The 13,540-nt window shown below is 51.3% G+C and carries 14 protein-coding genes; all 14 read left to right on the top strand.

The annotated features are described in order from the left end of the window. The first annotated feature begins 23 nt into the window (after nucleotides 1-23). The 14 genes from NST23_RS16200 to NST23_RS16135 all read left to right on the top strand — a co-directional run bounded on the left by NST23_RS16200 (nucleotide 24) and on the right by NST23_RS16135 (nucleotide 13,461). Nucleotides 24-1,439 carry a FapA family protein gene (locus tag NST23_RS16200; protein ID WP_122965215.1) on the top strand — a complete coding sequence of 472 codons (1,416 nt, stop codon included), beginning with the start codon at nucleotides 24-26 and terminating at the stop codon, nucleotides 1,437-1,439. Nucleotides 1,440-1,482: 43 nt separating this feature from the next. Then, a complete protein-coding gene (locus tag NST23_RS16195) occupies nucleotides 1,483-1,824 on the top strand; it encodes a hypothetical protein (RefSeq protein ID WP_122965216.1) in 342 nt (113 codons plus the stop codon). Between the two features lie 41 nt (nucleotides 1,825-1,865). Next, entirely contained in the window at nucleotides 1,866-2,387 is a 522-nt protein-coding gene (locus NST23_RS16190; RefSeq protein WP_281868721.1) for a DUF6115 domain-containing protein, read from the top strand. Beyond that, nucleotides 2,380-3,027 carry a DNA polymerase III subunit gamma/tau gene (locus tag NST23_RS16185; protein WP_340964094.1) on the top strand — a complete coding sequence of 216 codons (648 nt, stop codon included), beginning with the start codon at nucleotides 2,380-2,382 and terminating at the stop codon, nucleotides 3,025-3,027. The genes NST23_RS16190 and NST23_RS16185 overlap by 8 nt, the downstream gene beginning before the upstream one ends. A gap of 194 nt (nucleotides 3,028-3,221) precedes the next feature. Further along, entirely contained in the window at nucleotides 3,222-3,932 is a 711-nt protein-coding gene (gene rpsB, locus NST23_RS16180) for a 30S ribosomal protein S2 (RefSeq protein ID WP_063227604.1), read from the top strand. A 132-nt stretch (nucleotides 3,933-4,064) separates the two neighbouring features. Beyond that, nucleotides 4,065-4,952 (top strand): translation elongation factor Ts, encoded by an 888-nt coding sequence (tsf, locus tag NST23_RS16175; RefSeq protein WP_122965219.1) that lies wholly within the window; start codon nucleotides 4,065-4,067, stop codon nucleotides 4,950-4,952. Nucleotides 4,953-5,109: 157 nt separating this feature from the next. After that, nucleotides 5,110-5,832, top strand: coding sequence for a UMP kinase (gene pyrH, locus NST23_RS16170; RefSeq protein ID WP_063227712.1), 723 nt, complete (start codon nucleotides 5,110-5,112; stop codon nucleotides 5,830-5,832). Between the two features lie 3 nt (nucleotides 5,833-5,835). Next, nucleotides 5,836-6,393: a ribosome recycling factor gene (gene frr, locus NST23_RS16165; protein ID WP_122965220.1), complete on the top strand. Its 558-nt coding sequence runs from the start codon at nucleotides 5,836-5,838 to the stop codon at nucleotides 6,391-6,393. A 68-nt stretch (nucleotides 6,394-6,461) separates the two neighbouring features. Next, nucleotides 6,462-7,232 carry an isoprenyl transferase gene (locus NST23_RS16160; protein WP_122965221.1) on the top strand — a complete coding sequence of 257 codons (771 nt, stop codon included), beginning with the start codon at nucleotides 6,462-6,464 and terminating at the stop codon, nucleotides 7,230-7,232. Between the two features lie 17 nt (nucleotides 7,233-7,249). Beyond that, nucleotides 7,250-8,035 (top strand): phosphatidate cytidylyltransferase, encoded by a 786-nt coding sequence (locus tag NST23_RS16155; RefSeq protein WP_122965222.1) that lies wholly within the window; start codon nucleotides 7,250-7,252, stop codon nucleotides 8,033-8,035. A gap of 39 nt (nucleotides 8,036-8,074) precedes the next feature. Further along, a complete protein-coding gene (locus NST23_RS16150; RefSeq protein WP_328146396.1) occupies nucleotides 8,075-9,223 on the top strand; it encodes a 1-deoxy-D-xylulose-5-phosphate reductoisomerase in 1,149 nt (382 codons plus the stop codon). Nucleotides 9,224-9,264: 41 nt separating this feature from the next. After that, a complete protein-coding gene (gene rseP, locus NST23_RS16145) occupies nucleotides 9,265-10,536 on the top strand; it encodes an RIP metalloprotease RseP (protein WP_280648465.1) in 1,272 nt (423 codons plus the stop codon). Nucleotides 10,537-10,586: 50 nt separating this feature from the next. Then, nucleotides 10,587-11,669, top strand: coding sequence for a flavodoxin-dependent (E)-4-hydroxy-3-methylbut-2-enyl-diphosphate synthase (gene ispG, locus NST23_RS16140; RefSeq protein ID WP_122965223.1), 1,083 nt, complete (start codon nucleotides 10,587-10,589; stop codon nucleotides 11,667-11,669). Nucleotides 11,670-11,712: 43 nt separating this feature from the next. Beyond that, a complete protein-coding gene (locus NST23_RS16135) occupies nucleotides 11,713-13,461 on the top strand; it encodes a proline--tRNA ligase (protein WP_167470345.1) in 1,749 nt (582 codons plus the stop codon). Nucleotides 13,462-13,540 lie beyond the last annotated feature (79 nt).

Here is a 13,540-nt window from a genome sequence, read left to right as displayed (position 1 = left end):
CAAGCTTGAGAGGGGTAGAATGTATGGAAGGGATCGGGAATTATAGACTAGAGGTCAAGTTATCCGCAGACAAATTAGAAGCAGATATCATTTTGCGCGTAGATGAAGAAGACATCGACAACATTGTCGTCGTGGAATCGGATATTTACAACGCATTGCAACAGCAAAAAGTGAAGGCTGGCATTTTGGAAGACGTCGTGCAGGGGCTATGTACTTTTCCGGCGAAGTATGCCAATGCCAAGGTTACCATTGCACGCGGAGTGGCTCCAGTCCCAGGCGCAGACGCCATCATCGAGTACCCGTACTTGGCGACTGTTTCAGACAATGAAGGGCCGAAAGAGCTGGAAGACGGCCGCGTCGATTATTACAACATAACCAGTATTCCGAATGTCGCCAAAGGACAGCTTTTGGCCCGCAAGACTCCAGCTAGCTCTGGAACTCCAGGGACAGCAGTTACCGGAGAGCCCATCGCTCCCAAAGCAGGCAAGGAAATCAACCTCAAGCCAGGCAAAAATGTCGTGCACAATCAGGAGCGCACGATGCTTTACGCCGCTATTGATGGACAGGTTTCCTTTACCGACCACGACAAGCTGAATGTTTTTCCCGTCTTTGAAGTAAAAGGGGATGTCGATTTTGGTGTAGGCAACATCGATTTTGTGGGAACGGTGGTCATTCGCGGGAACGTACTAAACGGTTTTCGGGTGAAGGCGTCTGGTGACATCCGTGTACTGGGAAGCGTGGAAGGCGCCGAGTTGTACGCGGAGGGCTCTATCGAGATCAAAAGTGGCATTGTTGCCCAAGATAAAGGAGCGATTGTTGCCGGCAAGGACATTCGTACATCCTTTATTCAAAACGCGAACGTCACCGCTGGCAATCAGGTGATTGTGTCTCAAAGCATCATGTTTTCCAATGTGCGTGCAGGGAAGCAAATTATTTGCAAAGGCCCGAAAGGAATTATCATCGGGGGCGTCCTGCAAGCGGGAGAGAAAATTGCTGCGAGAGTTTTCGGCAACACCAGTGCTACACCTACACTCTTGGAAGTAGGCGTGAAGCCAGAACTGCGTCAGGAACTTTCGAACATCCAGAAAGATTTGCAAAATGTGTATGAAAATTTACGCAAAACGGATCAAGGCCTGGGTGTGCTCAATCAAATTTTGCAAACAGGCAAGGAGCTTACCACCGAGAAAAGAATCATGCAAATCAAGCTGACCAACACGCGGCTTGTTCTCGAAAAAGAGTGCAAGCAGTTGGAAGCGCGCAGAAAAGATTTGGAGAGCGAGCTGAAAGGGGAAGGCCCTGCGGCAGTCGAAGCGTACCACGTCATGTACCCCGGGATCAAAATGACATTCGGCAAGCTTGTGCATTTTATCAAACACGAGTATGCACGTACGCGATTTATCGTTCTCGATGGGGAGATCAGTACAGCAACACTCATCTAATAGCCGAATGTGATTTCGAGAGGCGAGGAAGGGGCTGGGCTGCATGAGCTTGAAAGCAGTGGAATTGCAGGTGGCATTGCCACGCACCTTGGAAGTCGGCCGAATCCAAGAGCACCAGATGCAACGGTCCATGCATGAAACGCAATCGATGATCGATCAGCGCAAAGAACTGGACGCGCACATGCGCCATCGTGCGACGGATATTGATGAAACGCAAAAAAATCAGATTCGCGATAGGGAGCAGGGGCAACAGCGAGAGCATGATGAGTCAGGTGACAGCTCTTCCGCAGGACAGAAGAATGCCGCAGCAAAAGACCAAAATGCCCCTTCCTCGGTCTCCATGAGAGATCCGATGCGCGGACGCTTCATTGATATTTCCTTATAAAAGGAACAGAAATTGACAAGCCAGAAGTAAAGGTGGCCAACATGGATCAAGTGTACATCATCCTGATTGGCGCAGGAATCATCACCATGCTGCTTGCTTTGTTCATCCAAAGAAAGTCGCCTGCTGATCATACTGCCGCCATCCAGACATCACGATCAACTGACAAGGCAGATATTGAAAAAAACCTGCAACGCTTGAACAAGCAGTTCAAGCAGGAGACCGCCCTTCTTTCTGCCGAATGGCAAGAAACAAGGGCTGATTTGCTTCGTGAAATCGAATTTTTGCAAAAGCGCGTGGAGCAACTGGAACAACAGTTGGATGAAAGAGTAGTCGTTCGCGAAACCGCCGCTGCTGTAGAGGCTCCGCCAGTCAAAAGCGCAGAGCCTGTAGAGGAGCAAGTCGACATGCTTGCCTTGCGGGAACGCTATCGGCGCGTCTTTGAGCTAAGCAAGGAAGGGCTCACTCCAGACGAGATTGCGAAACGGCTGGGGGCGGGCCGGGGAGAAATCGACCTGATTTTCTCATTGGCGCAAAGAAACGAGCGAGGTTTTGCCGATGCGTAAACGCGAATTGTTATTTGGATTCGGCGCGGGCTTGATCGTGGCTGCTTCGGCTCTCGGGCTGATGGCTTCGAAAAGCGGGGCGCCCAGTCCTGCGCTAACCGAGGCTGAAATCAAGCAGGCTGCCACCGAGCTGCAAATGGTCGTGCTTACGCCTGAAGAATACAAACAGTGGCAGGAAGAAAAGAAAGTGAACGTGCAGCCTGCTCCAAACGCGCCAAAAGCTCCGGCGGCACCAAACGTCGAGCAGACGAAGACACCTGCGGCTGCCAAGCCCCAAACTCCTGGAGTTAATGAAGGGACACCGCCAAGCGTGAATAGCGTCCAGGAGACGTCGTCAGCCGCTGAGAGCAAGGTACAGTCTGTTGCAGCTCCGGCACAGACAGAGACGCCACAAGCACCTGCGGTCGAGACTCCCGTCGTGAAAAAGACCGCTTCCTTTACCGTGCCGTACAAGGCGACGGCAGAGGGTGTTGCGGCTACGCTCGTCAAGGAAGGTATTTTGCCTGCAAACAATCATTTTGTCGACCAGCTGCGTACGATGGACAAGCTGAATCGGATTCGCGTAGGGACGTATCAGGTTTCCCTGCCCGCTTCTGAGGAAGAGATCGTCAAGCTGATTACTACGCCGCCGAAAAAATAGGGCGGTATTTTTTTGCAAAAATAATGGGATTCGTTTGTTGCAATTGAAAGACCCATATGATATATTCATTTACGGTGTTGAAATCGCACGTCCACCAATTCCGGCAACGGTGCTGCCACTGGCAGAATTGCTTGGAACATGCGGTGAGGCGGAGGTAGGCATCACAAAAACCATTTTTGAAGGAGGTGTGAAATATGGCAGTAATTTCGATGAAACAATTGCTCGAGGCTGGTGTACACTTCGGTCACCAAACTCGCCGTTGGAACCCGAAAATGGCTCGCTATATCTTCACCGAACGTAACGGAATCTACATTATCGACCTGCAAAAAACCGTTAAAAAAGTAGAGGAAGCGTACAACTTCGTGCGTGAACTCGCTCAAGACGGCGGAAAAGTGCTCTTCGTTGGTACGAAGAAACAAGCACAAGAATCCGTAAAAGAAGAAGCTGAGCGCACAGGTCACTACTTCATCAACCAACGTTGGTTGGGTGGTACCTTGACTAACTTCACTACCATCAAAAAACGTACTGCTCGCCTTGCTGAGCTGAAACGTATGGAAAACGATGGCACTTTCGCAGTATTGCCTAAGAAAGAAGTTATCGTACTGCGCAAAGAAATGGATCGCCTGGAGAAATTCCTCGGCGGTATCGCTCACATGGATAAATTGCCAGACGCACTGTTTGTCATCGATCCTCGTAAAGAGCGCATCGCTGTAGCAGAAGCTCGCAAATTGGGTATCCCAATCGTTGCTATCGTAGATACTAACTGCGATCCAGATGAGATCGACTACGTGATCCCAGGTAACGACGACGCAATTCGCGCTGTTAAACTGCTCACTGCAAAAATGGCAGACGCTCTGCTGGAAGGCAACCAAGGCACAGAGCAACAAGCCACAACAACTGCGTAAGCAAGTGTGTAAAAGGGTGGACTGAGGGTGTCAGAGCCCCCGGCCACCCTTTTTTTCTTAGCAAGCATTTGTAACAGTTGACTTGCATTTCCCCTATACTAGGATCGTAACTTTCCAAGGAGGTTTCACTCAATGGCAATTAGTGCACAAGCGGTTAAAGAACTGCGCGAGCGTACAGGCGCAGGTATGATGGATTGCAAACGCGCGCTGGAAGAAACAGCAGGCGACATGGAAAAAGCAATTGACTTGCTCCGTGAGCGCGGTATCGCGAAAGCGGCGAAAAAATCCGGCCGTATCGCAGCAGAAGGTTTGACAGCTACAGCAGTTGCTGGTAACGTAGCAGCAGTTGTAGAAGTAAACTGCGAAACAGACTTCGTAGCGAAAAACCCTGAGTTCCAAGCACTCGTGAAAGACATCGCAGAACACGTTGTATCCCAACGCCCTGCATCCGTTGAAGCAGCTCTGGAGCAACCGTTCAAAGGTGCTGGCGAGTCTTTGGCTCACGTCATCAACGAAAAAATCGCGACTATCGGAGAAAACATCTCCTTCCGTCGTTTCGCTCTGTCCGAGAAATCCGATAGCGGCGTATTCGGTACTTACCTGCACATGGGTGGACGAATCGGCGTTCTGGTCACTTTGGAAGGTACACAAGACGAAGCGCTGGCTAAAGACCTGGGCATGCACGCAGCAGCGTCCAACCCACGTTTCGCTAACCGCGAAGAAGTTTCCCAAGACGAGATCGAACGCGAGCGCGAAGTTCTGAAAAACCAAGCGCTGGCTGAAGGCAAGCCTGCTAACATCGTTGAGAAAATGGTGGAAGGCCGCCTCTCCAAATTCTTCGAAGAATACGTACTGGTTGAGCAACCATTCGTAAAAGATCCAGACAAGAAAGTAGCTGCTCTGTTGAAAGAAGCAGGAGCTACCTTGAAAGGCTTCGCTCGCTTCCAAGTAGGCGAAGGTATCGAGAAGAAACAAGAAGACTTCGCAGCTGAAGTAATGGCTCAAGTGAATAAGCAGTAATAAAGGTATAGGGAACACCTTCGTGTTCCCTATTTTCAAAGCGAGAGTTTCACTTCATGTGAAACTCTCCTGCACGTAAAAAGCAATGTGTGCCGCAGCTTGCAGAAGGAATGCAGGAGGCGCACAGAGAATGATTCATGAATGGAGGCCGTTTCACATGCCACTTCCTGCCTATAAACGGGTTGTGTTAAAGTTGAGTGGGGAAGCACTGGCGGGAGACCTCGGGTACGGAATCGACCCGAAGGTGATTCTCTCCGTAGCGAACCAGATCAAGGAAATCGTAGAATTGGGAGTACAAGTCGCCGTAGTCGTCGGAGGAGGTAACATCTGGCGCGGACTTTCCGGAAGCTCAAAAGGAATGGATCGGGCTACTGCCGACTATATGGGGATGTTGGCCACGATTATGAACTCACTCGCCTTGCAGGATGGGTTGGAAAAAGTGAACGTCCCGACTCGTGTTCAAACCTCGATTGAGATGAGACAGGTAGCCGAGCCATACATACGCCGACGCGCCATTCGCCATCTGGAGAAAATGCGCGTGGTCATTTTCGCTGCGGGAACGGGTAATCCTTACTTTTCTACAGATACAACGGCTGCCCTGCGCGCTGCTGAAATCGAAGCAGAGGTCATTTTGATGGCGAAAAACAAGGTCGATGGGGTCTACTCCGCTGACCCAAGCCTGGACCCAAATGCAGAGAAGTACGATAAGCTGACATTCCTGGAGGTCCTCAACAAAGGATTGGGAGTGATGGATTCGACCGCATCGAGCTTGTGCATGGATAACAGCATCCCACTCATCGTATTTAACATTTCCGAAGAAGGTAATATTCGTCGGGCAGTAATGGGCGATAAAATCGGTACTCTAGTGAAGGGGGAATAAACGATGCCACAAACAGTGCTAAAAGACATGGAAGATCGTATGAGCAAAGCGATCCTCGCTTTGAAAAAAGACTTGTCCAGCCTCCGCGCTGGCCGTGCTAACCCTGCGATGCTGGACCGCGTCATGGTTGACTACTACGGTTCGCCAACGCCAATCAGCCAATTGGCTAACATCAGCGTTCCGGAGCCGCGCATGCTGACCATCCAGCCTTGGGACAAAACAGCGCTGAAAGAAATTGACCGCGCGCTGCAACAGTCCGATTTGGGCATTTCTCCATCCAACGACGGGGTAATCATTCGCCTGATCATTCCTCCGCTTACAGAAGAACGCCGCAAAGAATTGGTGAAGCTGGCTGGAAAAGGCGGAGAAGAAGCGAAAGTTGCCATCCGCAACATCCGTCGTGATGCGAACGATGACATCAAAAAGCTGGAAAAGGCTGCGACCATTTCCGAGGATGAATCCCATCGTCATCAAGAAACGATCCAAAAAACGACAGATAAGTTCATCGCTGAAGTCGACAAGATCGTAAAAGACAAAGAAAAAGACATCTTGGAAGTATAAATTTTAGGGCGATCCCCCTCATTTGAGGGGGATGCACGTCTATATCTCTCATTACGGGGGAACACTTTATGTTAGAACATCTGGCGCGCAAATGGAGCCGCAAGGAAAAACAAACGGTACCAGCCGAGTTGGATCGTTCCGGGAAAATCCCGCAGCATGTTGCGGTGATTATGGACGGCAACGGTCGTTGGGCCAAAATGCGCAATTTACCCCGGGTCGCCGGGCATCGAGCAGGCATGAAAACGGTCAAGGAAGTCGTAAAAGCTGCTGACGAGATCGGCGTGCGCTACATGACCATGTACGCTTTTTCTACTGAAAACTGGAAGCGACCGCGGGACGAAGTGGATTTTCTCATGAAGCTTCCGCAGGAATTTTTGTCGACAGAATTGGATGAATTGATCGAACGGGACGTGCGTATCCGCATGCTCGGCAGCAAAGACGAGCTGCCGTCGCATACACTAGATGCTCTCTTGGAAGCAGAAGCACGTACGCAAAACAATCAAGGGCTTCAATTGTGCTTTGCCATGAATTACGGTGGCCGCGACGAAATCGTCAAAGCTGTTTCCGTATTGGCTTCGAAAGTAAAAGCGGGCGAACTCGATCCACAAGACCTGGATGAAGAGGCGATTTCCCGCTATCTGTATACAAGCGATATTCCAGACCCTGATCTTTTGATCCGCACCAGTGGAGAAATTCGCTTGAGTAATTTTATGCTTTGGCAATTGGCTTACACAGAATTGTGGTTTACGGATGTGCTCTGGCCTGATTTTACCCGTGAACACTTTTATCAAGCGATTGTGGAATACCAAGGCCGAGCTCGTCGCTACGGGGCGGTATAGCCGAGAGGTGGAATCAGTTGAAGCAACGAATCATAACAGGCTTGATTGGTGGAGCGGCATTTCTGTTTTTTATCTACCAAGGTGGAGCCTGGTACTCACTTTTGGTGTTATTACTGGCCGTCATAGGCCATTTTGAATTTATGCGGATGGCTGGCATTCAGCCATTCAATGTGGCAGGGATACTCGGATACGTGCTCATGGCCAGTTTGCTGTGGCCATCGCTCGCGTTTTCTGACTGGCTTCGCATCAGCATGCCGGATCTGATGCTGCCTGTCCTTTTGCTTTTGTTGATTTACTCCGTTCTGCGGAAAAATCAGTTTCACATTGAACACGTCGCCCTTACACTGGTGGGGGCGTTATACATAGGCTTCGGTTTTACATACATGGCCGCAGCCCGCAATCTTCCAGACGGATTGATGCTCACTGCGCTTGTGATTGCTGCGATCTGGTCCACAGATTCGGGGGCCTATTTTGTCGGGAAAGCAATCGGAAAGCGAAAGCTCTGGCCCGAGATCAGTCCGAACAAAACGGTCGAGGGCGCGCTTGGCGGGCTGGCAGCGGCCGTTCTGATCGTGATCGTCATCAATGCTTGCTTCGGCAGCATAGCATTTGACAAGGCACTAACGATTGCCCTGGTTGCCGGCATCATTGGACAAATGGGCGACCTGGTAGAATCGGCATTCAAACGTCATTTTCAGGTAAAAGATTCAGGACAGCTCATTCCCGGACACGGTGGCGTGCTGGATCGCTTTGATAGTTTTCTGCTTGTCTTTCCGGTTTTGCATCTACTAGGTATCGTCTGAAACCTGGTGCATATAGAAGAGATATAGAGGGTGAAATCAGTGAAAAAAATAGCGCTCTTGGGTTCGACTGGCTCGATTGGAACAAGCACCTTGGAAGTGGTTGAACAGCACCCGGAAGATTTTGCTGTCGTCGCCATGGCAGCAGGGACGAATGTGGAGCTGTTTGCCAAGCAGGTCGAAAAGTTTCGGCCTGAGCTTGTTTCGGTGGGGAGCGAGCAAGCGGCTGTCCAGCTTCGCGAACAGTTGGGAAGCGGACATAAACCCGAGATTGTTTTCGGATCAGCGGGGCTTGAACTGGTTGCCTGCCACGATGCCGCCAGCTTTGTCATGACAGCGGTGGTCGGCAGCGTAGGCGTGGCGCCTACCCTTGCCGCTATCGAAGCGGGCAAGACGATTGGACTAGCAAACAAGGAAACGCTGGTGAGCGCAGGTCCCGTTGTGATGAAGCGGGCGAAAGAAAAAGGGGTTTCCATCATCCCTGTCGACAGCGAGCACTCTGCTGTCTTTCAATGTCTGCAAGGAGAAAGAGCAGAAGATGTAGCCCGTATCATCTTGACTGCTTCCGGAGGCTCGTTCCGCCATTTGAGCCGAGAGGAGCTGCAACAGGTGACGGTAGAGCAAGCACTGGCGCACCCGAACTGGAGTATGGGCGCAAAAATCACCATTGATTCGGCTACCATGATGAACAAAGGCTTCGAAGTAATCGAGGCCCATTGGCTGTTTGATATGCCGTACGAGCACATTGACTGTGTGCTGCATTATGAAAGTATCGTTCACTCTATGGTAGAATACAAAGACCGGGCCGTTATGGCGCAGTTGGGCACACCTGACATGAAGGTGCCAATCCAGTACGCCATGGGGTATCCCGGCAGAAAAAATTTGAGTACAGAACCTCTTGATCTGGTCAAAATCGGCTCGCTTCATTTTGCTGCCATGGATTTTGAACGCTATCCTCTGCTACAATTGGCGTATGAATGCGGGAGAGCGGGGGGTACGCATACCGCTGTCCTGAATGCAGCCAATGAAGTCGCTGTCGACCTTTTCCTGAAAGGCGCCATTGCGTTCCTCGACATCGAAAAGGTTGTCAGACAGACGTGTGAGGCCCATGAGGGAGTACATAATCCCGAGCTGGACGAGATTTTTGCGGCTGATCAGTGGGCGCGCGCTCATGCGCTTGCGTCCGTTTAAGAGACTGGATCTAGACACTCCAACGAAAGGTGGCTGTTCACTTGCCTTTTCCCAACATGGATTCCGTTGAATCAATTCTCGCGATTGTCGTCGTTTTTGGTGCGCTCGTTTTCGTGCATGAGCTGGGGCACTTTCTCTTGGCTAAAAGAGCCGGGATTCTGTGCCGCGAATTTGCGCTGGGAATGGGGCCGAAAATCTTTCGCGTGAAGCGGGGAGAAACGGAATACACGCTTCGCCTCCTCCCCATTGGAGGTATGGTCCGCATGGCGGGCGAAGACCCCGAAATGGATATGTTGAAACCGCACATGGAAGTAAGTTTGGAGCGGGATGCGTTAGGAAAGGTAACCCATATTTTGCTGGACGGACCGGGTACTGCTTCCCCTCGTGCGATCACGGGGACAGTGGTTCGTTTTGACTTGGAAAACGATTTGCATATCGTAGTGGATGTGGCAGGAGAAGAGCGCCAGTTTTCCATTCATCCGCAGGCGCAGTTGGTCAAGGATGGACAAGAGGTGCAGATCGCGCCATTGAACAGACAGTTTAAAGGAAAGACGATCTCGCAGCGCTTCTGGGCGATTTTCGCCGGGCCTTTTGCCAACTTCTTGCTGGCGTTTCTGTTGTTCATCGCTATCGGTCTGCTGTACGGCGTGCCGAAAGACATCCCGTATCTGGGCGAAGTCAGGGCAAATGGACCAGCGGCTGAAGCTGGCTTGATGCAAGGAGACAAAATTATTTCGATTCAGGGACAGCCTGTGGCTTCCTGGAAAGAAATCGTCCAGATTATCAGTACGTCGCCGGGCAAGGAAATGAAGTTTGAGTACGAGCGCAATGGACAGCGCAACTCGGTTTTGGTCAAGGTCGGAAAAGACGAAAATAACGTGGGCAAAATCATGGTGACGAACCCGTTGACGTACGCCCCGGGAGAAGTGTTGAAGTACGGCGCGTCCTCGACTTACGAGTTCACGGCGATGATTTTGAAAAGTTTAGGGATGCTCTTTACGGGTTCAGTCGGGCTTAACGATCTGAGCGGGCCAGTAGGCATCTTCAAGATGACCGGAGAGTTTGCTCAGCAAGGCATGGCCATTTTGATGAAATGGGCAGCCGTGCTCTCCATCAACCTCGGACTGTTCAATCTGTTGCCGCTTCCGGCACTGGACGGAGGAAGACTCGCCTTCCTCGCGGTAGAAGCGCTGCGTGGACGTCCGGTTGATCCGCATAAAGAAGGAATGGTTCATTTTCTGGGCTTTGCTTTCTTGATGTTGCTGATTCTTGTTGTAACCTGGAACGATCTGCAACGGTTGTTCTTCCAATAACGTACTATCATGATGAGTAGAATACAGACAAATTTAAAGGATGGTGCAAAATGTACAAGCGCGAGGAGACGAAACCGGTTTTTGTGGGAGGCGTGCAAATCGGTGGCCAAAAAAGCGTAGTAATTCAATCGATGACGACAGCAGACACGCGTGATGTAGAAAAAACACTGGCCGAGATTCAAAGACTTCACGATGCTGGTTGCCAAATTGTCCGCCTAGCCGTCATCAATCAAGACGCAGCGCTCGCCATCAAAAAAATCAAGGAGCGTTCCCCGCTGCCGCTTGTTGCTGACATCCATTTTGACTATAGGCTGGCGTTGACAGCGCTGGAAAGCGGCATCGACAAAATCCGGATCAATCCGGGAAATATCGGGTCCATTGAAAGAACAAAGCGCGTTGTGGAGGCTTGCCGCGAGCGGAACGTTCCGATCCGCATCGGGGTAAACTCCGGTTCGGTCGAGAGACGACTGCTGGAGAAGTACGGATATCCTTCGCCAGAAGCGATTGTTGAAAGTGCGCTTGACCACGTGGAAATTTTGGAAGACCTGAACTACGACAATATCGTCATTTCCTTGAAGTCGTCCGATGTGCCGACGATGATCCAGACGTATTCGCTGATGGCGCAAAAACGCAACTATCCGCTGCACGTTGGGGTGACAGAAGCAGGAACACAGTTCTCCGGCACGGTCAAGTCTTCCGTCGGCATCGGTACAGTTCTGTCGATGGGAATCGGCGACACGATCCGCGTATCCTTGACGGCTGATCCGGTAGAAGAAATCAAGGTTGCCAAGCAGATTTTGCGCAGCCTCGATATCGTGAACAACGATCCTGTCGTGATTGCCTGCCCGTCTTGCGGCCGTTGTGCGATCGATCTGATCGGCTTGGCTACAAAGGTCGAGGATGCGATTTCCACTTTGAAAGTGCCGTTGAAAGTAGCCGTCATGGGATGTGCTGTAAACGGGCCGGGGGAAGCGCGCGAAGCGGATGTCGGCGTTGCGGGCGGAAACGGTGAAGGTCTGATTTTCCGCAATGGTAGAATTGTGCGCAAAGTGAAAGAAGATGAATTGTTCGAAGAGTTGATGAAAGAAATTAACGAAATGGTCAACGAGAAAAAGCCGACTGAAGTAGGCTGATCATTGTTGATTGCTGACGAGGCATAAGGAGGACACGCACGTGTTGAAGCAAAGTCAAATGTTGATTCCTACCTTGCGGGAAGTGCCTGCGGATGCGGAGATTGCCAGCCATAAGCTGCTTCTCCGCGCCGGTATGGCCCGCCAACTGGCTTCCGGTATTTATACATACCTGCCATTGGCGCTTCGGACCCTGCATAAAATCCAGGCCATTGTGCGTGAAGAGATGAACAACGCAGGTGCCCAGGAGCTGTTGATGCCAGCGATGCAGCCGGCTGAGCTGTGGCATCAGACAGGCCGTTGGGACGTGTACGGGCCGGAACTCGTACGTCTGCGCGATCGCCACGACCGCTCCTTTGCGCTCGGACCGACGCATGAAGAAGTCATTACCAGTCTGGTTCGTGACGAGATTAACTCTTACAAAAAACTCCCGATCAACCTGTATCAAATTCAGACGAAGTTCCGCGATGAAGTGCGTCCGCGCTTCGGTTTGATTCGTTGCCGCGAGTTTATCATGAAGGATGCGTATTCCTTTGATACGACCCAAGAAGGACTGGATCGCAACTTCCAGGCGATGTACGACGCCTATACGAACATTTTCACCCGCGTTGGCCTGAATTTCCGTGCAGTAGAAGCGGATGCAGGCGCGATCGGCGGAAAAGGCACGTATGAGTTCATGGCACTGTGCGACATCGGGGAAGATACGATTGCTTATTCCGAAGAAGGCGACTTTGCCGCCAACCTGGAAAAAGCAGAAGTCGTGTACAAGCCAGCAACAAAACCAGCTGCAGAAGCGGCAGCAAAAGAAAAAGTGCACACGCCAGGCAGCAAAACGATTGATCAACTCGTACAAGCTTTGCAAGTCGAAGCGAAGCAAATCATCAAGAGCCTCATCTACCGCGTAGACGACAAGCTGGTGATGGTGCTCGTTCGCGGCGATCATGAGCTGAATGAAGTGAAGCTGAAAAACATGTACGATGCAACCTTCGTTGGATTGGCAACAGAAGCGGACATCGTTTCCGTGACGGGAGTACCTGCCGGATTTGTCGGCCCTGTCGGTATCGATGCCGAAAAAGTGGAAATCGTTGCGGACAACTTCGTGCAGGACGTGCACGATGGCATCGTCGGCGCCAACGAGACGGACTACCATCTGTTGCACGTCGTCCCAGGCCGCGATTTTGCCGTTTCCCGCTATGCTGATTTGCGCAACATCACAGAAGGCGATGAATGCCCGCGTACGGGTGGCGCGATCAAGTTTGCGCGCGGCGTAGAGGTTGGACACGTGTTCAAGCTCGGAACGAAATACTCTACGGCTATGGGCGCTACCTTCCTGGATGAGAACGGCCGCAGCCAGCCGATGATCATGGGCTGCTACGGTATCGGCGTATCGCGGACGATTGCAGCGGTCATCGAGCAAAACAACGATGAGAATGGGATTATTTGGCCGGTAGCTGTCGCGCCTTTCCATGTACATGTGATCCCGGTCAATGTTAAAGTAGAGGAGCAGCGCCAAATCAGCGAACAAGTTACGGAAGCCCTGCAAAAAGCAGGCGTGGAAGTATTGTTCGATGACCGCCCTGAGCGTGCTGGCGTGAAGTTCAAGGATGCAGACCTGATCGGACTGCCGCTGCGCATTACCGTATCGGACAAAGCGGCGCAGGAAGGCACGATCGAAGTACGCGTCCGCAAAAATGGAGAAACCGTAAACGTGAAGCTGGAAGACCTCGTATCCGAAGTGAAAGCGATGCTTGCTCGCGTGGATCATACGGGAGCCGCCCTGTTTGGCATCGAGTAGCTTGCAGGATTGAAGGAAGATTTTGTCGAATTTTACGGGGTACTCCCCTAGTCACAATGGGAGTACCTCTTTTTCTTGT

It is taken from the genome of Brevibacillus sp. FSL K6-0770 (assembly GCF_038000275.1).
In the GTDB taxonomy this organism is placed as follows: domain Bacteria; phylum Bacillota; class Bacilli; order Brevibacillales; family Brevibacillaceae; genus Brevibacillus; species Brevibacillus parabrevis.
This window is presented reverse-complemented; position numbering and strand designations above follow the sequence as displayed.